Consider the following 20,056-nt stretch of genomic DNA (forward strand, 5'->3'; position numbering starts at 1 on the left):
TGTGCGGGCACCTGCCGCCAGTCCACCATCTGCACCAGCCGGCGGCAAGCACCAGATCAACCGGTGTTGATGAGTCCAGATGCGCCCGGTTGCATGAGTCCGCATCCCGCTGCCGAGGCGGTGGGCCGCTGGCAGGTGCGGCCCGCCTGTCGTCTCACCCGGCTTCCGGGATGACGACAGCCGGCCGGGCGACCGTGGGTCGCCGGGCCGGCTGTGTGTCAGGCGGGCAGCTCAGCTGGTGTGCGACGCTCCGTTCTCGCGCGTGGCAGCGTCCTTCCGGGACGCCGTTCCGGCCGACTTGGCGTTCTGCCGTGGCAGCGGCTTCTCGCCTTCGGCGATCGCCTTCACCTCGGCGGTGTCGGTGATCTCTCCGCATTCGATGGCCTCGCGGATCTCCTCGACCTTCTCGTCGGGTACGACCGGGATCTCCTCGCCGTCGGGGTCGAGGAACCGGCCGTCGATGAACACATCGCCCTCCCGCAGCTCGCGCAGGTCGGTCGGGGTGAGGATGCGCACCGGCTTGGCGGCGAACACCGATGGGTTCTTCGTGTTTCCGAACTTCAGCTCGTTGAACAGGATGTTGAGCAGCACGGCCATGACCGCTGCCGAGGAGATGCCGGAGTGGAAGATCGTCTGGAACCATTCGGGGAACGAGTGGTAGAAGTCCTCTTTGACCACCGGGATCATCGCGAAGGCCAGCGAGGCCGAGACGATGACGAGGTTCATGTTGCCCTGGTAGGAGACGTTCTTGAGGTTCCTGATGCCCGAACCGCCGACGGTGCCGAAGAGGATCATGCCGGCACCGCCCAGCACGGGCATCGGGACGGCGGCGATGACCTCACCGAGGATCGGCAGCAGTCCGAGCAGCACCATGATGACGCCGCTGGCGGCGACGACGAAACGGCTGCGGATGCCGGTCAGCGCCACCAGTCCGACGTTCTGGGCGAAGGCCGACTGGGTGAATCCGCCGAACAGCGGGGCCACGGCCGAGGAGATCATGTCGGCGCGCAGGCCGCTGGCGATGCGCTTGCGGTCGACCGGCGAGCCGACGATCTCGCCGACGGCGATGATGTCGGCAGCCGTCTCGGTCTTGATGACGAGGACGACGATGAACATCGAGATGATCGCAGCGACGTCGAAGCTCGGGGCGCCGAAGCCGAGGAAGTCGGGGAAGGCGACCGGTGCGCCCGAGCCGACCTTCGAGAAGTCCGCCACGCCCATCACCGCGCCGACGATGGTGCCCACCACGAGGCCGAGCAGGATCGACAGCCGCGACAGTGTGGCTGAGCCGACCTTGCTGAAGATGAGGATCACGGCGAAGGTGATGAAGGCGAGCAGGATGTTGGTCAGTGAGCCGTAGTCATCGGCTTCCGCGTTGCCGCCCATCGCCCAGTTCGCCGCCACCGGGATGAGGGTCAGCCCGATCGCGGTGATGACGACACCGGTGACCACCGGTGGGAAGAAGCGGATGATGCGGGCGAAGAACGGCGCGATCACCAGGCCGATGAGCGAGGCGATGATGACTGCGCCGAAGACGGTGGTGAGGTCGTTGCCCGGCCCGGACAGGATGGCGAGCATCGTGGCGACGCCGGCGAAGGAGACGCCCTGCACCAGCGGCAGCTTCGAGCCGAAGAACGGCAGGCCGACGCTTTGGAGGATGGTGGCGAAACCGCCGACGAACAGGCTGGCGGTCACGAGCATGACGATCTGCTCAGGGGTGGCACCGGCGGCATTGCCGATGATGAGCGGGACGGCGATGATGCCGCCGTACATGGTCAGGACATGCTGCAGGCCGTAGGTGGCCAGCTGCGGTATCGGCAGCCACTCGTCCTCGGGGCGGTCGGAGCCGCGGGGGACGGTCGTGACCGCTCGTTGATTCTTGGGGGTGGTCTTGTGACTCATCGTGAGAGCCCTTCAGTCCGACAGCAGAACGAATATCGTATTGCGGATAAGTCATTCCATTTCAAGAACGGCAATGAGTGCAATGTAACCCCAGTCACAGTTGTGGTGTCAAGCGCCTGCTGATCTTTTCCGGTGTCTCTCCCGTCGCCTCGCGCGGGCGGTGTGTCACTGCCTGCGCCGAGGTCCCGGCTGGGAGTGCGTGTTGACGCGACTGGCGTGAGCCGTTAAGTTAGCTTCCAAGATACGGATTGAAACTTCCGCATCATGAAAGTTAATTGATCGAACCCGTGCAGGAGGAATCCGATGCCGACGCCGTTCACCTTCACCTCGCCCGACAGCTACGTGCTCAACTGCTCGACCCTGCTGACCGAGCTGCCCGTCATGGAGCGCCCCGCCGCCGCACGTGCAGCCGGCTTCACCCAGGTGGAGTTCTGGTGGCCCTTCGACGGCCAGCCCGCACCGTCGTCAGGTGACGTCGACCAGTTCGTCGCCGCACTCGATGAAGCCGGCGTGGCCCTGCGCGGCCTGAACTTCTGGGCCGGCGACATGGCCGGCGGCGACCGCGGCATGGTCTCGATCGAAAGCGCCCGCAGCGACTTCGCCGCCAACGTCGACCTCGCCGTCTCCATCGGCGAGCGCACCGGCTGCACGGCGTTCAACGCCCTGTACGGTCTGCGCCAGAGCTCCGAGAGCGCCGAGACCCAGGACCAGGTCGCAGTGGAGAACCTGCGCCTGGCAGCTGAGAAAGCCGCCGCCGTCGGCGGCACCGTGCTCGTCGAGCCGGTCTCCGGAGCCGACGGCTACCCCCTCACGACCGCAGCCGACGCCCTCGCCGTCGTCCGCCGGGTCAAGGAGCAGGGCGTCGACAACATCGGCCTGCTCGCCGACTTCTTCCACCTGCACGTCAACGGCGACGACGTCGCCGCCGTCATCGAAGCGCACGCCGCCGACTTCGCCCACGTCCAGATCGCCGACGCTCCCGGCCGCGGAGCTCCCGGCACCGGCGAGCTGCCCCTTGAGCAGTGGATCAACCGCACCTACGAGCTCGGCTACACCGGCCGGATCGCCCTCGAGTACAAGCAGGACAAGGACACCGCCTTCGACTGGCTGTCCCGCTGACCCAACCGACCCGGATCTGAACAGACCGGAACGGACCTGAGCGAACCGCCCGCCCGGCGCCTCCCGCAGGCTCCGCCACGACCACCCGAACAACACCGTCCCGCGAACCTGCAGGCACAGCCGCCTGCACCGGGACACACGGAAAGGAACGCGAACATGAGCAAGAAGATCGCCTTCATCGGACTTGGAATCATGGGACTGCCCATGGCCAAGAACCTCCAGGCCGCCGGATTCTCCGTCACCGGCTACAACCGCACTCCCGCCAAGGCCCAGAAGCTCGCCGAGGCCGGCGGCACGGCTGCCGCATCCGTCGCCGAGGCGGTCGCAGGCGCCGATGTCATCATCACCATGGTGCCCGACTCGCCTGACGTCGAGGCAGTGCTGACCGGAGACGACGGCGTGCTTGCCAACGCTGAGAAGGGCGCCGTCTGGATCGACAACTCGACCATCCGCCCCGACGTCGCCCGGGAGCTCGCCGAGCAGGCCCGCGACGCCGGGCTGCGTCCGCTCGACGCACCGGTCTCCGGTGGTGAGCAGGGTGCGATCGACGCCGCCCTGTCGATCATGGTCGGCGGCGAGAAGGCCGACTTCGACTCCGTGCGCGATGTCTTCGAGGCAGTCGGCAAGACCATCATCCACGTCGGGCCCGCCGGCTCGGGCCAGACCGTCAAGGCCGCCAACCAGCTCATCGTCGCCGGCAACATCCAGATGCTGGCCGAGGCCGTCATCTTCCTCGAGGCCTACGGTGTCGACATGGAATCCGCCCTCACGGTCCTCGGCGGCGGCCTGGCCGGCTCGAAGGTGCTCGACCAGAAGGGCCAGAAGATGCTCGAGCGATCCTTCGAACCCGGCTTCCGCCTCGAACTCCATCACAAGGACATGGGCATCGTCACCGCCGCCGCGCGTGAGGCCGGTGTCGTCACGCCCCTGGCCAGCGCGGTGGCCCAGTTCATCGCCTCGACCGTCCAGCAGGGCAACGGAGGCCTCGACCACTCCGGTCTGCTCACCGTGGTCGAGCAGCTCTCCGGGCGCAGCAAGTCGCAGGACTGAGCGTCCACCTCATCCCTCAGATCAAAGGAGAAACCATCATGACCCGCATGCGTGCAGTCGACGCGGTGGCCCTCATCCTCGAGAAGGAAGGCGCCGCAGAGACTTTCGGACTGCCCGGCGCGGCCATCAACCCCCTGTACTCGGCGATGAAGGCGCACGGTGGTATCCGCCACACCCTCGCCCGCCACGTCGAAGGGGCCTCGCACATGGCCGACGGCTACACCCGCTCGGCGCCCGGCAACATCGGAGTCTGCATCGGCACCTCCGGCCCGGCCGGCACCGACATGATCACCGGCCTGTATGCCGCACAGGCTGACTCCCAGCCGATCCTGTGCATCACCGGCCAGGCACCGGTGGCCGTGCTCGACAAGGAGGACTTCCAGGCCGTCGACATCGCCGCCGTGGCCGCGCCCCTGACGAAGATGGCCAAGACGGTGCTGGAGGCCGGCCAGGTGCCGGGCACCTTCCAGAAGGCGTTCCAGCTCATGCGCTCCTCCCGCCCGGGTCCGGTGCTCATCGACCTGCCGCTGGATGTGCAGCTGACCGAGATCGACTTCGACATCGACACCTACGAGCCGCTGCCGGTCGGCAAGCCGGAGGCCACGGATGCCCAGGCGGAGAAGATCCTCGACATGATCGCCGCCGCCGAGCACCCGATCATCGTCGCCGGCGGCGGAATCCTCAATGCCGCTGCCGAGGACGCACTCGTCGAATTCGCCGAGCTGCTCGACATCCCGGTCTCACCGACCCTCATGGGCTGGGGAGCCATCCCGGATGACCACCGCCTGATGTCGGGCATGGTCGGCATCCAGACCCACACCCGCTACGGCAACGCCTCGTTCCTCGAATCCGACCTCGTCATCGGCATCGGCAACCGCTGGGCCAACCGCCACACCGGCGACCTCGAGGTCTACCGCCGCGGGCGCAGGTTCATCCACATCGACATCGAACCGACCCAGATCGGGCGCGTCTTCGCCCCGGACTACAGCGTCGTCTCCGATGCCGGTGCTGCCCTGCAGGCACTGCTGCGCGTCGCCCGCCGGCGCCGCGCGGACTCCGGTCTGCCGGACTTCTCCGCCTGGGCTGATGCCTGCGAGCAGCGCAAGGGCACGCTGCACCGCAAGACGTCGTTCACCGACAAGCCGATCAAGCCGCAGCGCGTCTACCAGGAGATGAACTCCGTCTTCGGCAAGGACGTCACCTACGTCACGACCATCGGCCTGAGCCAGATCGCCGGCGCCCAGATGCTCCACGTCTACCGCCCGCGCCACTGGATCAACGCCGGGCAGGCGGGTCCGCTCGGCTGGACCGGCCCGGCTGCCATCGGTGTGGCCCGTGCCAAGCCGGACGAGACGGTCGTCGCGCTGTCAGGCGACTACGACTTCCAGTTCATGATCGAGGAGCTGGCCGTCGGCGCCCAGCACCGGATCCCGTACCTGCATGTCGTCGTCAACAATTCCTACCTCGGACTGATCCGCCAGTCCCAGCGCGGATTCGAGATGGACTACGAGGTGTCGCTGGCCTTCGAGAACATCAACAGCACCGGTGAGGCGGCAGGCTACGGCGTCGATCACGTCGCTGTCGCCGAGGGGCTGGGCTGCAAGGCGCTGCGTGTTGAGGATCCTGAGCAGATCGCTGACGGGCTGCGTCAGGGGCTCGACCTCATGCGCGAGCACCAGGTGCCGGTCGTCGTCGAGGTCATCCTCGAGCGCGTGACCAATATCGCCATGGGCAAGGCCATTGATAGCATCGAGGAGTTCGAGGCCCTCGCCCAGACTGCTGGCGAGGCGCCCACCGCGCTGACTCCGCTCGCCGCTCCGGCACAGACGCCGGAGGTGGAGCGCGAACTCGAGGAGGTCCGTTGAACTCTCAGCCTGGACAGGCTCCGCATGCACAGAGCACGACTGGCGATCCCGGTGCACACGAGTCGCTGGATCTGGTGATCCGAGCCGAGCGCGTGCTGCTGCCAGACGGGTGGTCGGCAGCCGAGGTCGGAGTCAGGGACGGCATCATCGCCGCCGTGGCCGACCTCGGCTCCGGCCTCGCAGGTGCCGAGATCATCGACATCCCCGCAGGCCAGGTGCTGCTGCCCGGCCTCGTCGACAGCCACGTCCACGTCAACGACCCGGGACGCACGGAGTGGGAGGGCTTCGGCACGGCCACCCGGGCAGCCGCAGCCGGTGGCGTCACGACGATCGTCGACATGCCGCTCAATTCGCTGCCGCCCACCGTCGACGTCGAGGCACTGGAGACGAAGCGTGAGGCTGCGGGTCCTGCGGCGTTCGTCGACGTCGGATTCTGGGGCGGGGCGATCCCGGGCAACAGCGAGAACCTCGTGCCGCTGCACCGTCAGGGCGTCTACGGCTTCAAGAGCTTCCTCGCCGATTCCGGTGTCGAGGAGTTCCCGCCGCTGACGGCTGAGGAGCTCGAGCGCGACATGGCGATCCTGGCCGAGGTCGACTCGGTCATGATTGTGCACGCCGAAGCCTCCGGGGTGCTGGAGGCCGCTCCCCAGGCGCAGGGCCGGGAGTACAGCAGCTTCCTCAGCTCACGGCCGCAGGAAGCCGAAGACGAGGCGATCCGCACCGTCATCGAAGCCGCCCGCCGCACCGGTTGCCGCGCACATATCCTCCATCTGTCCTCAGCCGCAGCGCTGAAGGAGATCGCGGCGGCACGCGAAGACGGCGTCCGGCTGACGGTCGAGACCTGCCCGCACTACCTGGTGCTCGCCGCCGAGGATATCCCCGGAGGCGCGACGACCTTCAAGTGCTGCCCGCCGATCCGTGAGGAGTCGAACCGGACGGCGCTGTGGGAGGGGCTGCGCAGCGGCATCATCGACTGCGTGGTCTCGGACCACTCACCGTCGACTGCTGAGCTCAAGCTGCTCGACAGCGGCGATTTCGGCGCAGCCTGGGGCGGCATCTCGTCTCTGCAGCTCGGCCTCTCGCTGCTCTGGACCGAAGCCCGGCAGCAGGGCATCGACCTCGCCGAGGTCGTCGGCTGGATGTCCGAGGCGCCAGCCCGGGTCGCCGGCGTCGAGGGCAAGGGCCGGATCGCTGCAGGCGCGTCGGCTGACTTCGCCGTCTTCGATCCGGAGTGCCGCTGGGAAGTCCGGGCTGAGGATCTCTGGCACCGCAACCCGATCACCGCCTATGAGACTCGCGAGGTGCTCGGGAAGGTCGAGCAGACCATCCTGCGCGGTCAGCGCGTGGACTTCACGAACCCACACGGTCAGCTTCTCCGCCGCCAGGGCTGAACCTGCCGCCAGGGCTGAACCCGCCGTCGCTGGAGAACGGCTTGTGAACTCCCGACGGACATGGCCTCCGATCCCGCCGGTGCGGGACCGGAGGCCATTCTGATTCCGGAGACGACCGCTCACATACCGAATACGACCGCGGCGGAGTTCGGGGAGTCCTGCGGTGCGGCGATCACCCCTGACTGTGCCACCGCATGCTGAAGGCCCGGAATCACGAGAGAGGATTCCGGGCCTTCTGCCGTCAGCGCCGAGCCGAGCCGAGTCGCGTTCGCTGCCGCGGCTCGGGGCGAGTGCGCTCAGCCTTCGAGAGCGCATAGCCCTCGAGTGCGCACCGCTCTCACGCGCGCACCGCTCTCACGCGCGCTCCGCTCTCGTGTGCGCTCAGCCTTCGAGTGCGCTGCGGAGGCGGCCGACGTGGCCTTCGGGATCGACGTCGTACTCGGCATAGGTCAGTGTGCCCTCGCCGTCGATGGCGAAGGTCGAGCGCAGCGTGCCCTCCACGGTGCGGCCCTGGAGCGTCTTCTCTCCGAAGGCACCGAAGGCCTTGGCCGTGGCGTTTCCCGGATCCGACAGCAGGGGGAAGGGCAGGCTCTCGGCTGCGGCGAAGTCGCGGATCGCATCCTGGTCATCGGGGGAGATGCCCAGCACCTGGTATCCGGCGGACTGCAGGGAGCCTAGGTTGTCGCGGAAGTCGCACGCTTCGGTAGTGCAGCCAGGCGTCGCCGCCTTGGGATAGAAGTACACGATGACGCGTGTGCCGGAGTAGTCGGCGAGCGAAACGCTGCGTCCCTCGGCGTCGCTGAGGGTGAAATCAGGTGCGGTGTCGCCTGCGGTGAGATGACGGGTCATGGTCCATCCTTCCTGAGTACGGGGGCGTGAGAGCGCCCGCCGAGTATCCATTAGTTGGAGAATCGTGTCTCTGATTCGGTTTCAGCTGAGGTGTGTCCGAGGGCCGCCAGGGCGCAGACGTGGGCCGCGGTGTTTTCGATGAGCGACTCCGCCTCCGTCAGCAGGTCCTCCAGTGAAGCGGCTCCGGGTGCGATGGAGAATGCAGCGGCCAGCCCGGCTTCACGGCATTCGGCAGGGGAGAGCTTCACGGTTCCGGCTACTGCGATGACCGGAACCCCCTGCGGGGTGTGGTGCAGGACGGCGTCGACGACCTTGCCGGCCAGCGACTGCGAATCCAGCGACCCCTCACCGGTGAGCACCAGGTCCGCCGGCGCCAGTGCCTCGGCCAGGCCGACCGCCTCGGCGACCAGCTGTGAACCGGGCACTGTCTCTGCTCCCAGCAGGGTCGTCATCGTGACGGGGATTCCCCCGGCGGCGCCGAACCCCGCGCGGGCGCAGAGCTGTTCGGCAGCGTCGGCGTCGGAGCCGCTGCCGAGGTGGGCGCTGAGCACCTGGGCAAGCTGGGTCAGGCCGGCGTCAAGGGTCGTGATGTCCTCGCTGGTGGCGCCCTTCTGCGGCCCGAAGACGGCGGCTGCGCCGCGGGGCCCGGTCAGCGGATTGTCGACGTCCACGGCGATCCGCCACCGCACCTGCCCGGCGCGCGGGTGCAGGCCGGAGGCGTCGATCTCGGCGACGGCGGCCAGCCCCTGGCCGCCTGCCTCCACCTCCTGACCTTCTGAGTCGAGGAACCGTGCGCCGAGGGCGCGCAGCAGGCCGGTGCCGCCGTCGGTGCTGGCCGAGCCGCCGATGCACAGCAGGATCTCGTCGACCTCATCGAGTACGCCAGCGGCGATCAGCCCGACGCCGTAGGTATCGGCCCGCAGCGGCTGCAGCTCGACATCGGAGACCTGGGGCAGACCGTTGGCCTGAGCTGCCTCGATGACGGCCGTGCGACCGTCAGCCGAACGGCCGAAGCGAGCAGTCGCCGGACGTCCGATGGCGTCGACCACACGGGCCTCCTCAGGCTCGGTGCCCCACGCGGCCAGCAGCGCCTCCAGCGTCCCCTCACCGCCATCGGCGAACGGCAGCTCGACCACCTCGGCGGCGGGGAAGACCTGCCGGGCGCCGCGAGCCAGGGCAGCAGCAGCCTCCGCAGCCGAGGCAGAGCCCTTGAAGGAGTCCGGGACGCAGACGATGTGCGGGGGCGAAGCGGTCATCGGAGAATCCTCTGTGAGTTGCGGTGCGGTAGTCGCCAGCGGCGTGCAGCGCGCGCGGTTCTGCCACGGCAGTCCATGCTGTCACGTCGAGCACCCGGGGCGCATCGTGCCGGCACGGCGGGGAGCTTGAGCGCTCCGGCGGAGCGCTCCCTCGGGGATCCGCTGCTGGCACCATGCGCCTGCGTGCTCGCGATGCTCATCGTGTTCCTCCAGGCGGTGAATGCGTCGAATGGGGTGCAAGCTGATAGAGCAAGTATCCGAGATATGGAAATGAAAGTCCAGTGTGTGGATAAGTGCACTGGTGGCTGCGGGTCGCTGTCTGCCGCGGCGCGCGTTCAGTTGTGCGGCGAAGGCGGCTTCGATAGATATGAGTAGGGGTCTCCAGCGGGTGCCGCATCGGGCCGCTCGGTTGACAGGAAATGGAGTCCTGGGTCACACTTTCACACAACACGGAATAAGTATTCCGTAGTGCGAAATCCGGCAACGAGGAGGTTGTGTGGACCTGGAAGACTTCAACCGGCTCTCCGGCGAGGAGGTGCGATCGCTGCTGCGGCCCTGTCTCGATGTGGACCGGTGGATCGACGCCGTGGCGCAGGGACGCCCCTACGCCGATGTCGATGCATGCCTGAGTGTCGCACGCACCGGCGCCCACCCGCTGAGTCCCGAGGAGATCGAATCGGCGATGGCCCATCATCCGCGCATCGGCGAACGCGCCGGCGGTGATTCGGTCGAGGCGAAGCAGTCGCGCCAGGAGCAGGCCGGCCTCGGCTCGCTTGAAGGCTCCGTCAGCGAGCGCCTCGCAGAAGGCAACAAAGCCTATGAGGAGCGCTTCGACCGCGTCTTCCTCATCCGCGCCGCAGGACGCACTCCCGAGGAGATCCTCGCCGAGCTCGAACGGCGCATGCAGAACTCCCCTGAAGACGAGCTCACGGAGACGGGCGAGCAACTGGAGCAGATCGCCGCCCTCAGACTGGAAGGAATCCTCAGATGAGCCATATCACCGCTCATGTTCTCGACTCGATGCTCGGCGTGCCGGCGCGCGGCGTTGAGATCACCCTCATGTCCGCAGCCGGAGAGACGATCGCCACCGCGACGACCAACGACGACGGCCGCGTCGGCGAACTGGGCCCCGAAACCCTCGAGCCGGGGGACTACCGGATCGTCTTCGCAGTCGGAGACTACTTCCGCCATCGCGGACAGGATCACTTCCATCCCTCGGTCACGATCGACTTCAGCGTCCAGGCGGGCGAGGCGCACTACCACATCCCGCTGCTGCTGAGCCCCTTCGCCTACACGACCTACCGCGGCAGCTGAACGCCGCCGCCTCCCCAATCCACCCCCGTCAACCCAACTCGAACTTTCCTGACAGGAGACCATCATGACCGCAGTACGACTCGGCAAGAACCAGTTCGGCAAGGCAGAGAATCGCGTCGTGCGCGTCTACCGCGACACCGACCGCCACGAGATCCGCGACCTCAACGTCACCTCCCAGCTGTGGGGCGACTTCACCACGGCCCACACCGAGGGCAACAACGAGCACGTCGTGCCGACCGACACGCAGAAGAACACCATCTTCGCCAAGGCGAAGGAAGAGGGCATCACCTCCCCGGAGGACTTCCTCAAGGTCCTCGCCGAGCACTTCACCGCCGGTTTCGACTGGGTCTCCGGCGGCCGCTGGGCAGCTGAGGAATACGGCTGGTCGCGGATCAACGACCACGACCACTCCTTCTACCGCTCCGCCCCCGAGGTGCGCACCGCAGTGCTGACCCGCGACGGCGACGTCGACCACCTCATCTCCGGCTTCTACGGACTGACCGTCCTCAAGTCGACCGGCTCGGGCTTCGTCGGCTACCCGAAGGACACCTACACCACCCTGCCGGAGACCGAAGACCGGATCCTGGCCACCGACATCGCCACCCGGTGGCGCTACAACACCACCTCGATGGACTTCGAAGCCGTGTACGCGCGCGTCAAAGAGCTCATCCTCTCGACCTTCACCGACCACTATTCCCACGCACTGCAGCAGACGCTGTACAAGATGGGTGAGAAGGTCATCGCCGAGGTGCCGGAGATCGACGAGATCCGGTTCTCCTGCCCGAACAAGCATCACTTCGCACAGGATCTCTCGCCCTTCGGCCTGGAGAACCCCAACGAGGTGTTCTACGCAGCCGATCGCCCGTACGGCCTGATCGAGGCCAGCATCGTGCGCGACTCCGCACCGGACGTCCCTGAGGCCTGGATGGGCATCGCCGGATTCTGCTGAGCCGGCCGCGACGCTGCTGAGCTCTGCTGAGCCGGCAGCGTCCTTCTCACGCACCGCGGCCCTCCCCGATTCCTTCGGGGAGGGCCGCGGATCTGCATGGGCTGCCGTGCGGTGCGGGCTCCTCATCGAGCGGCGGCGCTTCGTCGCCTTGTCAGCTCCTCGCCTGACGCAGCGGTGCCGCGACCGGGCGCTGCCGGGCCGTCACGCGCTCGCGTGCGCTCCGGGTTGAGCTCGCGTGCCCTCCGGGTTGGGGTCGTCGCTCCCGGTTGGGGTCGTCGCTCCCGGCTGGAACCGCTCCCGAGGTGTCGATGGACAGTGCATCGACGGGCAGTGAGTCGATGGGCAGTGTGTCGATGTGCAGTGTCAGGAACGTCTGCCGCGTGCGCGCCGAGCCCTGAACGCGCTGTGGCCCTCCCCGAGGTTGTCGGGAAGGGCCACGGCTCTGTGCGGGCTCTGCGCTGAGCGGCGGTGTCTGACCGGCTGCTCGGCGCCTCGGCTGCCTCAGCGGCACTGCGGAAGCATGCCGCCGATGACGGGCACGTAGCAGACGAACGGGCGCTGCGGAGTGCCTGCCGGCCGCAGGACGAAGTCGGGGTCCTCGCTGCCGACGACGAACTCCTCAGCGGCCGTATGGGCCTTCTCCGGCGAGACAGCGCGATCAGGTGTGGTGGGGTTCATTGGACTCTCCTTCCAGTGGCAGGAAGCGGCGACTCTGCTGAACTTCCGCAAAGTGAAATTATGATTCCGCTTCGTGGTTACCAGTTTCCGCTATCCCCGGAGGAGAGTCAAGGGGTCAGTCGGTGCGAAGTTCCTCAGCGATCTTGGCGGCTGCGGCCTGCAGCAGCGGAACCGCCCTGTCGGCGAACTTCTGATCCACCCGGCTCGTCGGCCCGGAGACCGAGATCGCCATGGGTGTGGGCGCCTCGGGTACGGCGACGGCAAAGCAGCGGACCCCGAGTTCCTGTTCCTGCTCATCGACGGCATAGCCCTGCTGGCGGATCCGCTCCAGCTCGGCCTCGAGCTCCTCGATCGTGCCGATGCTGTGCGACGTCGGCGTCGGCATGCCGGCGGTCTCGACGATCCGGCGGACCTGCTCGGCGGGGAGCCCGGCGAGGATCGCCTTGCCCACTCCGGTGTCGTGGGTGTGCGTCCGGCGCCCGACCTCGGTGAACATCCGCATCTGCTGCTGCGAGGGCACCTGGTCTGCATAGACGACCATGTCGCCGTCGAGCACCGCGACATTGGCGCTCTCGCTCAGGTCCTGGACGAGGGTGCGCAGGTAAGGGCGGGCGATGGCGCCCAGCTGTTCGCCGGCCAGGTTCCCGAGGCGGATGAGACCAGGGCCCAGGGCGTAGCCCCGGTCGGGGAGCTGGCGGACGGCGCCGAGGCCCACAAGCGTCTTGAGCAGCCGGTGGATCGTGGGCATCGGCAGGTCGACAGCCGCGCCCAGTTCGCTGAGCGTGGTGTGGCCGCCGGCGTCTGCGATGAGATTCAGCAGGTCAAAGGCGCGCTCGACGGACTGAACGCCGCCCCGGGCGGGGCGGTTGGGTGATTTTTCGTCTGCGTTGCGCGACATGATGCGAGGTCCCTCCTGGCGAGAAGTGGGCCGAGATCCCGGTGAGCAGCACGGCGGGTCGGGGATCAGCGTGCCTGTGAAACAGATTGTGAGATGAGTCTATCGGCTGGTCGCTTTTTCGCATAACAGAAGGTATTGTTCGGCATACGGAAACTCGAACCCTATGGAAGGACCCCCCATGGCTGCACCGAGCCCCGGATACTCGATCACACTGCGGGTGGCCGCACCGGCCGGACTGACCGCCTCCTCTGACCTCGTCAGGGCGGTCGCGGAGACCGGAGCGGTCCTGACGGCACTCGACGTCGCGGACTCGACCCCGCACTCACTCATCGTCGACGTCAGCTGCGACACCCGCGACGCCGCCCACGCCGACGAAGTCGCAGGCGCACTCGGCGCCCTCGACGGCGTCGACGTCCACAAGGTCTCCGACCGCACCTTCCTCCTGCACCTGGGCGGAAAGCTCGAAGCAGTGGCAAAGGCGCCGCTGCGCAACCGCGACGACCTCTCCCGTGCCTACACCCCGGGCGTCGCCCGCGTCTGCCAGGCGATCGCCGCTGATCGCCGGGATGCCCGCCGGCTCACCATCAAACGCAACACCGTCGCCGTCGTCACCGACGGCTCAGCCGTCCTCGGCCTGGGCAACATCGGCCCGGAAGCCGCCATGCCGGTGATGGAGGGCAAGGCCGTGCTGTTCAAGCAGTTCGCCGGCGTCGACGCCTGGCCGGTCGCCCTGGACACCCAGGACACTGAAGAGCTCATCAGCATCTGCAAGGCCATCGCCCCGGCCTACGGCGGCATCAACCTCGAAGACATCTCCGCTCCGCGCTGCTTCGAGATCGAAGCGCGGCTGCGCGAAGAGCTCGACATCCCGGTCTTCCACGATGACCAGCACGGCACCGCCATCGTCACCCTCGCCGCCCTGGAGAACGCTCTGCGCGTCGTCGGCAAGCGCATCGCAGACGCCAAGATCGTCGTCTCCGGCGTCGGCGCAGCCGGCCATGCGATCATCCGCCTGCTCATCGCCGCCGGCGCCGAACACATCGTGGCCTGCGGTCGCCACGGCGCGATCGAACGCGGCTCCGAGCAGAGCGACGAGCACCGGGCGTGGATCGCTGAGAACACCAACGCCGACGGCTTCACCGGCACCCTCAAGGAAGCCGTCGCCGGTGCTGACGTCTTCATCGGCGTCTCAGCACCCAACCTGCTCGACGGTGACGACATCGCCGCCATGAACGAGGGCGCCATCGTCTTCGCGATGTCGAACCCGGACCCCGAGGTCGACCCGGTCGAAGCCGGCCGTCACGCCGCTGTCGTCGCCACCGGGCGCAGCGACTTCCCGAACCAGATCAACAACGTCCTGGCCTTCCCCGGGTTCTTCCGCGGTCTCCTCGACGCCGAGACCCCCGACATCACCGACGCCATGCTCGTCGGAGCAGCTGAGGCGATCGCCGCGTGCATCCCGTCAGACCAGCTGCATGCCGGGTATATTGTTCCCTCAGTGTTCGATCCCGAGGTAGCCGAGAAGGTCGCAGAGGCCGTCGTCGAAGCCGCACAGGCAGCGGATCAGGTCTCCGCGGTGGAAGGAGTTCCCGCATGAGCGGAGCACAGAGGACTGATGGCGCTGCAGCCCTCACCGATGAGGTGCTGACAGCCATCGACGCAAGCCTGGCCGCCACCGATGAGCTGCTGGAGCGCCGGTACCCCGGCGACCGGGACATCCGGCAGGCCGTGCACACCGTCTACGTTCCCGCCGACACCTACACCCCGGAGCTTCCGGCGCGCTGGGGTCAGCAGGCCTTGGAAGCCGTCGAGCAGCACGGCGGCATGCGCCGCCTGGCCGAACAGGTCATCACCGCAGCGGCCAGCGAACCCGGACTCGTCGCACGCGCCGACGCCGCGCCCGACTCCGACGACGACGGCAGCGCACTGGCCGCCGAAGCCGAGGCGCTGGCCGCCGCAGTGGAGAGAAAGCTGCGCACCGAACCCATCGAGGACCTGCGCATCGACTTCGAAGACGGCTTCGGCGACCGCCCCGATGACGAGGAGGACCGCTGGGCGCAGCAGGCCGCAGACGAGGCGGTGGCCGGGCTCAGGGTCGAGACCGCGCCTGCCTACATCGGCATCCGCTTCAAGTGCCTCGAAGCTGCGACCCGGCGCCGCGGACTGCGCACGCTCGACCTGTTCGTCTCGCGGCTCATCACCAGCTGGGGTTCAGTGCCCGAGCAGCTCGTCCTCACACTGCCCAAGGTCAGCACGCCGGATCAGGTGACCGCGATGGTCACCGCCTGCCGGACGATCGAATCGAGCCTCGGGCTCTCCGAGGGTGCGATCGGCTTCGAGGTGCAGGTCGAGACCCCGCAGATCATCCAGGCAGCCGACGGCACCGTCCCGCTCGGGGCGGTGCTCGATGCCGGTGAGGGACGCGTGACCTCGCTGCACTACGGCACCTACGACTACTCGGCCTCCCTCGGCATCGCCGCGGCCTACCAGGCGATGGACCACCCGGTCGCCGACTTCGCCAAACAGCAGATGCTGCTGGCGACTGCCGGCACCGGCGTGCATGTCTCGGACGGGTCGACGAACATCCTGCCGATCGGCCAGCCGCAGGCGGTGCATGCCGCCTGGGATCTGCATGCCCGGCTCGTGCGCCGCCACCTGCAGCACGGCATCTACCAGGGGTGGGATCTGCATCCGCACCAGCTGCCCACCCGCTTCCTGGCGACGTTCCACTTCTACCGCGAGGGCTTCGGCTCCGCAGCGCAGCGGCTGCGCAACTACGTCCACGGCACGGACTCCGCTGTGCTCGACGAGCCGGCCACAGCCAAGGCGCTGGCCCGGTACCTCGAGCGGGCCCTGGCCTGCGGAGCGGTGTCCGCCGCTGAGGTGAACGCCGCTGCCGGCATCGCGCCGGCTCAGCTGCGGGGCCTGGCCCGCACCGGGCAGCTGCCCGCCGAGGAGAACTAAGGTGAGATCGGCAGGCGAGCGATCGCCGCGCGAGCACTCGCACGAACCCGACGACGGACTTGAGAAAGGCAGATTCAACGATGAATGACGCTGAACCCACCGCACAGCAGGCAAGCGCCGGCACCGGTGCCACCTACTATGCACCGCACGGCGGGCACCCGCCGCAGACCGATCTGCTCACCGACCGGGCGGTCATCCGCACCGCCTACAGCGTCATCCCCCGCGGGGTGCTGCGCGATATCGTCACCACCGTGCTGCCCGAGTGGCGCGACACCCGCGCGTGGGTGCTCAACCGTCCGGCCCACGGCGGGCCGGTGACGTTCTCGCAGACGATCCTCGAAGTCGCCCCTGGCGGCGGATCGGACGCTCCGGAGCCCCAGCCGGAGGTCGAGGGCTTCCTCTTCATCATGGAGGGCGAGGCCGAGGTGACCCTCGATGGTGAGACCCACCGCCTCGGGCCCGGCGGATTCGCGTTCCTGCCGGCAGGTGCGCAGTGGACGCTGTCGTCGGTGGGGCAGGAGGCCGTCCGGCTGCACTGGCTGCGCAAGCGCTACCAGCCGCTGGCCGGACACACCCCGGCGCCGCTGTTCGGCAACGAGAACGACATCGAACCCTCCCCGATGCCGGGCACCGAGGGTCGCTGGCGGACCACCCGGATGATCGATCCGGCTGATCTCGCCTACGACATGCACGTCAACATCGTCACCTTCGAACCCGGTGCCTCGATTCCGTTCGCTGAGACGCACGAGATGGAGCACGGGCTCTACATTCTGCAGGGCAAGGGCGTCTACCGGCTCAACGACGACTGGGTCGAGGTGCAGGAAGGCGATTTCCTCGCCCTGCGCGCGTTCTGCCCGCAGGCCTGCTATGCCGGCGGGCCGGAGCCGTTCCGGTACCTGCTGTACAAGGACGTCAACCGCCAGGTCGAACTCTGATCTGAGCCGCACGCCGCCCAGCGCCGAACCGGACGCCGCCCAGCGTGGAGCTGGGCGGCGCAGGGCTGAGCTGGGCGGCTCGGCATACCAGCCGTCATCGCCGGGAGAGCAGTTCGACCATCCCGGTGATGACGGCGTTGGCGTCTCCGGCGTCGATGTCGACGGTCTGGTGCCGGTCGTAGAAGACGCTGAGATCGAGCCCGACGCCCAGGCCGGCGATCTCGACCTGGCCGGTGGCCGTCCATTGATCGACGGTGCGGCGCAGGTGGGCGCCGAGGTATTCCTCGTCATTGGCGTTGGCCGTCACCGCATCCGAGGGGCTGCCGTCGGAGATGACGAGCACGGCCCTGCGTTCGGCTTCGCGGCGGGCCAGCCGGGCCGCCGCCCAGTCGAGCGCCTCCCCGTCGAGGCCCTCCTTGTACAGGTCGGAGCGCAGCAGTGCCGCGAGTCCTGCCCGCCCGCGCCGGTAGCCGGCATCAGCGTCGAGGAGCACGATGTGCCGGCGTTCGGCGATCCGCCCGGCACCCAGGGGCGAACCGGCCTTCTGCCAGTCCTTCTTCGCCCGCCCACCGGTCCACGACCGGGTGGTGAAGCCGAGCACCTCGACACTCATGCCGAGCGCATCGCCGGCCCGGGCGAAGGTGTCGACGGCCGAGGCGATGGCGAACTGGTGGGTGCGCATCGAACCGGAGCAGTCGATGAGCACAGTGAGGGCAAGCTCGGTGCGCGGGACGATCCGCTCGGTCTCGAAGACCAGCGTCTGGCTCGGGGCGGCGATGAGCTGGGCGAGCCGGCGCCGGTCGAGCCGGCCCTCCGGCTGCCCGGCATCGAAGCCGTCGGTGCCCGGGCGGGCGAGCTCACGCTCGAGCCGGTGGGTCAGCCGGTGGACTGAGAGCCCGCGTTCGCTGATCGCCTCATCGAGCCGGCGGCGCAGCTCCCGCAGCCTGACCGGGCGCACGAGCTTGAGGGCGGTCGTCGTCTCGTCATAGGCGCGGGTGAACACCGCATACTGTCCGGCGGCGGCACTGAGGGTCTGCGACTGCCCGAGCCTTGCGACCGCAGCGTCGTCATCGTCGTCTTCAGCCTCACGCTCCTCATCGAAGAGCGCCAGCTCCGGGGCGCGCCCGCTCCGCCCGCCGCGGGCCAGCTCATCCTCAGCCGCAGCCTCCTCGGCCAGGGCTGCGACGATGTCCGCCAGCTCACGAGCCGGGCCGGCGAAGGCCTCTTGATTGTGGCGGGTCCGCCGCAGCTGCCGCAGCGGCGCACCGATCTTCTCGGCCAACTCGAAGCGCGTGTGCTCGAGCAGATCCTCCAGGTGCGCTGGGATCGCGACAGCGAGGATCCTCGAGCGGGCGGTGTGGGCGAGGGCGAAGATGATGAGCCCGACCTTCGTGTCGATGAGCCCGGAGGCGAGGAACTCATCAGACCACTCCGTAAAGCGCAGCGCCAGATTCCGCCGGGCCCCCGGCGCCGAATCCGGCACAAGCGACTCCACCCGCAGCTGCTCGAGCAGGTCGAACACCGTCCGCGCGGCAGGCTCGGCCGGGCGCAGCCGCCGGTGCAGCTGCCGGTCCGAGGCCTCCCGCCGCAGCCACACGGCGTCGGCGACCGCCCGCAGGGAGGCAAGGGACGCCTCGGGCGCGGGATCGAGGTGCAGGGCCGGCACCGCCAGCCGCTTGGGCCCGTCGTAGAGCCGGCCGCCGCGGTGATGCAGGCCCGGCCGGCCGGTCGCAGCGCGGGCCTGCGCGTCAGCGAGCTCGCGGAAGTGCTCGCGCCGGCGCGTGGTCCGCGGGCTCTCCTGGGCACCCGGCGGCGGCCCGCCGGTCGCGGTCGTCGGGTCGGCGGTCAGCGGGCCACCCGCGCCCGAGGCGGTGGTCGGCTGGGTGCTCATGCTCAGGCTCCGGCTGGGGTCAGCGACCCGGGTGCCGCCTCGGCGATCTCGGCGTCGAAGCAGCGCTGGTAGTACTCGGCGACGATGCCCTTCTCGTACTCATCGCAGCGGTTGAGGAAGGACAGGCGGAAGGCGCGTTCGCGCTCGCCGAAGATCTCGATGTTCTCCGCCCAGGTCACCACGGTGCGCGGGGACATGAGGGTGGAGAGGTCACCGACCCTGAAGCCCTCGCGGGTGAGGTTGGCCAGGCGCACCATCGCCGCGATCGTCTCCGCTTCCAGGCCCGGGACGCGGGCGGCGACGATTGACGCCTCGACATCCGGGTCGAGGGCCGAGAGGTGGGCGACGACCGACCAGCGGTCGAGCTGGGCGTGGTTGAGCCGCTGCACGCCGTGGTACATGCCGGTGACATTGCCCAGCCCCACGGTGTTGGCAGTCGCGAAGAGCCGGAAGGCCGGGTGCGGGGCGATGACGGTGGACTGGTCGAGCAGGGTCAGCCGGCCGTCGCGCTCGAGCAGACGCTGGATGACGAACATGATGTCCGGCCGGCCGGCATCGTACTCATCGAGCAGCAGCGCGACCGGGCGGCGCACGGCCCACGGCAGGATGCCCTCGCGGAACTCGGTGATCTGCTTGCCGTCTTCGAGGGTGACGACATCACGGCCGATGAGGTCGAGGCGCGAGATCTGCCCGTCGAGGTTCACGCGCATGCACGGCCAGTTCAGGCAGGCGGCGACCTGCTCGATGTGGCTGGACTTGCCGGTGCCGTGCAGGCCCTGGACGAGGACCCGGCGGTTCTTCGCGTAGCCGGAGAGGATCGCCAGGGTCACATCCGGGTCGAAGTGGTGGGCCGGATCGATCGCCGGGACGAGCTCGTTGGGCTCAGAGAACGCCGGGACGTTAAGGTCGCGGTCGATGCCGAAGACCTCGCGGGCGCTGACGGTGGTGTCCGGGACGCATGCGGTGTCGGTCAGGTCCGGTGTCGTCGGGGTCAT

General features: G+C 68.4%; 17 protein-coding genes. 10 read left to right on the forward strand and 7 right to left on the reverse strand.

Features of this window, described 5'->3' with window-relative positions; genetic code table 11:
* Positions 1-231: 231 nt before the first annotated feature.
* A complete protein-coding gene (locus H9634_RS03285; protein ID WP_191725355.1) occupies positions 232-1,902 on the reverse strand; it encodes a nucleobase:cation symporter-2 family protein in 1,671 nt (556 codons plus the stop codon).
* Between the two features lie 303 nt (positions 1,903-2,205).
* On the opposite strand from H9634_RS03285, the gene H9634_RS03290 reads away from it, so the two are divergent.
* The 4 genes from H9634_RS03290 to allB all read left to right on the forward strand — a co-directional run bounded on the left by H9634_RS03290 (position 2,206) and on the right by allB (position 7,327).
* The gene (locus tag H9634_RS03290) at positions 2,206-3,021 is read left to right on the forward strand and encodes a hydroxypyruvate isomerase family protein (protein ID WP_191725356.1); all 816 of its coding nucleotides are present in this window, start codon (positions 2,206-2,208) and stop codon (positions 3,019-3,021) included.
* A 156-nt stretch (positions 3,022-3,177) separates the two neighbouring features.
* Complete coding sequence (locus H9634_RS03295; RefSeq protein ID WP_191725357.1) at positions 3,178-4,071, forward strand: 2-hydroxy-3-oxopropionate reductase; 894 nt, start codon at positions 3,178-3,180, stop codon at positions 4,069-4,071.
* A 38-nt stretch (positions 4,072-4,109) separates the two neighbouring features.
* Positions 4,110-5,936: a glyoxylate carboligase gene (gcl, locus tag H9634_RS03300; protein ID WP_165883855.1), complete on the forward strand. Its 1,827-nt coding sequence runs from the start codon at positions 4,110-4,112 to the stop codon at positions 5,934-5,936.
* A 65-nt stretch (positions 5,937-6,001) separates the two neighbouring features.
* Complete coding sequence (allB, locus tag H9634_RS03305; protein WP_191725514.1) at positions 6,002-7,327, forward strand: allantoinase AllB; 1,326 nt, start codon at positions 6,002-6,004, stop codon at positions 7,325-7,327.
* A 381-nt stretch (positions 7,328-7,708) separates the two neighbouring features.
* Here the strand turns inward: allB and bcp are convergent, their stop codons facing one another.
* Both bcp and H9634_RS03315 read right to left on the reverse strand, forming a co-directional pair.
* A complete protein-coding gene (gene bcp / locus H9634_RS03310) occupies positions 7,709-8,176 on the reverse strand; it encodes a thioredoxin-dependent thiol peroxidase (protein WP_102163051.1) in 468 nt (155 codons plus the stop codon).
* A 50-nt stretch (positions 8,177-8,226) separates the two neighbouring features.
* Positions 8,227-9,432 carry a glycerate kinase gene (locus H9634_RS03315; protein ID WP_191725358.1) on the reverse strand — a complete coding sequence of 402 codons (1,206 nt, stop codon included), beginning with the start codon at positions 9,430-9,432 and terminating at the stop codon, positions 8,227-8,229.
* Positions 9,433-9,928: 496 nt separating this feature from the next.
* On the opposite strand from H9634_RS03315, the gene uraD reads away from it, so the two are divergent.
* The 3 genes from uraD (at position 9,929) to pucL (ending at position 11,695) form a co-directional block, all read left to right on the forward strand.
* Positions 9,929-10,423 carry a 2-oxo-4-hydroxy-4-carboxy-5-ureidoimidazoline decarboxylase gene (uraD, locus tag H9634_RS03320; RefSeq protein ID WP_191725359.1) on the forward strand — a complete coding sequence of 165 codons (495 nt, stop codon included), beginning with the start codon at positions 9,929-9,931 and terminating at the stop codon, positions 10,421-10,423.
* Positions 10,420-10,746 carry a hydroxyisourate hydrolase gene (gene uraH, locus H9634_RS03325; protein WP_191725360.1) on the forward strand — a complete coding sequence of 109 codons (327 nt, stop codon included), beginning with the start codon at positions 10,420-10,422 and terminating at the stop codon, positions 10,744-10,746. The genes uraD and uraH overlap by 4 nt, the downstream gene beginning before the upstream one ends.
* Before the next feature lie 64 nt (positions 10,747-10,810).
* Complete coding sequence (gene pucL / locus H9634_RS03330; protein WP_191725361.1) at positions 10,811-11,695, forward strand: factor-independent urate hydroxylase; 885 nt, start codon at positions 10,811-10,813, stop codon at positions 11,693-11,695.
* Positions 11,696-12,196: 501 nt separating this feature from the next.
* Here pucL and H9634_RS03335 read toward each other — a convergent pair.
* Entirely contained in the window at positions 12,197-12,373 is a 177-nt protein-coding gene (locus H9634_RS03335; protein WP_191725362.1) for a hypothetical protein, read from the reverse strand.
* Between the two features lie 115 nt (positions 12,374-12,488).
* On the reverse strand, positions 12,489-13,271 hold the full coding sequence (locus H9634_RS03340) for an IclR family transcriptional regulator (protein WP_102163056.1): 783 nt from the start codon (positions 13,269-13,271) through the stop codon (positions 12,489-12,491).
* A gap of 178 nt (positions 13,272-13,449) precedes the next feature.
* Between H9634_RS03340 and H9634_RS03345 the strand changes: the two genes are divergently transcribed.
* The 3 genes from H9634_RS03345 (at position 13,450) to H9634_RS03355 (ending at position 17,170) form a co-directional block, all read left to right on the forward strand.
* Positions 13,450-14,868 carry an NAD-dependent malic enzyme gene (locus H9634_RS03345; RefSeq protein WP_191725363.1) on the forward strand — a complete coding sequence of 473 codons (1,419 nt, stop codon included), beginning with the start codon at positions 13,450-13,452 and terminating at the stop codon, positions 14,866-14,868.
* On the forward strand, positions 14,865-16,235 hold the full coding sequence (locus H9634_RS03350; protein WP_191725364.1) for a DUF6986 family protein: 1,371 nt from the start codon (positions 14,865-14,867) through the stop codon (positions 16,233-16,235). Before H9634_RS03345 ends, H9634_RS03350 begins: the two co-directional genes overlap by 4 nt.
* Before the next feature lie 80 nt (positions 16,236-16,315).
* Complete coding sequence (locus H9634_RS03355; protein ID WP_191725365.1) at positions 16,316-17,170, forward strand: bifunctional allantoicase/(S)-ureidoglycine aminohydrolase; 855 nt, start codon at positions 16,316-16,318, stop codon at positions 17,168-17,170.
* Positions 17,171-17,264: 94 nt separating this feature from the next.
* Here the strand turns inward: H9634_RS03355 and H9634_RS03360 are convergent, their stop codons facing one another.
* Together H9634_RS03360 and H9634_RS03365 are read right to left on the reverse strand one after the other, a co-directional pair.
* Positions 17,265-19,061 carry a cobaltochelatase CobT-related protein gene (locus H9634_RS03360; RefSeq protein WP_191725366.1) on the reverse strand — a complete coding sequence of 599 codons (1,797 nt, stop codon included), beginning with the start codon at positions 19,059-19,061 and terminating at the stop codon, positions 17,265-17,267.
* Positions 19,062-19,063: 2 nt separating this feature from the next.
* Complete coding sequence (locus H9634_RS03365) at positions 19,064-20,056, reverse strand: AAA family ATPase (RefSeq protein WP_191725367.1); 993 nt, start codon at positions 20,054-20,056, stop codon at positions 19,064-19,066.

It is taken from the genome of Brevibacterium gallinarum (assembly GCF_014836885.1).
GTDB classification, from domain to species: Bacteria; Actinomycetota; Actinomycetes; order Actinomycetales; family Brevibacteriaceae; genus Brevibacterium; species Brevibacterium gallinarum.

What these genes read in the sequence shown, in the direction of transcription:
- H9634_RS03285 (WP_191725355.1), bottom strand. Translation starts at nt 1,902, where the DNA reads ATGAGTCACAAGACCACCCCCAAGAATCAACGAGCGGTCACGACCGTC.
- H9634_RS03290 (WP_191725356.1), top strand. Translation starts at nt 2,206, where the DNA reads ATGCCGACGCCGTTCACCTTCACCTCGCCCGACAGCTACGTGCTCAAC.
- H9634_RS03295 (WP_191725357.1), top strand. Translation starts at nt 3,178, where the DNA reads ATGAGCAAGAAGATCGCCTTCATCGGACTTGGAATCATGGGACTGCCC.
- gcl (WP_165883855.1), top strand. Translation starts at nt 4,110, where the DNA reads ATGACCCGCATGCGTGCAGTCGACGCGGTGGCCCTCATCCTCGAGAAG.
- bcp (WP_102163051.1), bottom strand. Translation starts at nt 8,176, where the DNA reads ATGACCCGTCATCTCACCGCAGGCGACACCGCACCTGATTTCACCCTC.
- H9634_RS03315 (WP_191725358.1), bottom strand. Translation starts at nt 9,432, where the DNA reads ATGACCGCTTCGCCCCCGCACATCGTCTGCGTCCCGGACTCCTTCAAG.
- uraH (WP_191725360.1), top strand. Translation starts at nt 10,420, where the DNA reads ATGAGCCATATCACCGCTCATGTTCTCGACTCGATGCTCGGCGTGCCG.
- pucL (WP_191725361.1), top strand. Translation starts at nt 10,811, where the DNA reads ATGACCGCAGTACGACTCGGCAAGAACCAGTTCGGCAAGGCAGAGAAT.
- H9634_RS03335 (WP_191725362.1), bottom strand. Translation starts at nt 12,373, where the DNA reads ATGAACCCCACCACACCTGATCGCGCTGTCTCGCCGGAGAAGGCCCAT.
- H9634_RS03340 (WP_102163056.1), bottom strand. Translation starts at nt 13,271, where the DNA reads ATGTCGCGCAACGCAGACGAAAAATCACCCAACCGCCCCGCCCGGGGC.
- H9634_RS03345 (WP_191725363.1), top strand. Translation starts at nt 13,450, where the DNA reads ATGGCTGCACCGAGCCCCGGATACTCGATCACACTGCGGGTGGCCGCA.
- H9634_RS03350 (WP_191725364.1), top strand. Translation starts at nt 14,865, where the DNA reads ATGAGCGGAGCACAGAGGACTGATGGCGCTGCAGCCCTCACCGATGAG.
- H9634_RS03355 (WP_191725365.1), top strand. Translation starts at nt 16,316, where the DNA reads ATGAATGACGCTGAACCCACCGCACAGCAGGCAAGCGCCGGCACCGGT.
- H9634_RS03360 (WP_191725366.1), bottom strand. Translation starts at nt 19,061, where the DNA reads ATGAGCACCCAGCCGACCACCGCCTCGGGCGCGGGTGGCCCGCTGACC.
- H9634_RS03365 (WP_191725367.1), bottom strand. Translation starts at nt 20,056, where the DNA reads ATGACCCCGACGACACCGGACCTGACCGACACCGCATGCGTCCCGGAC.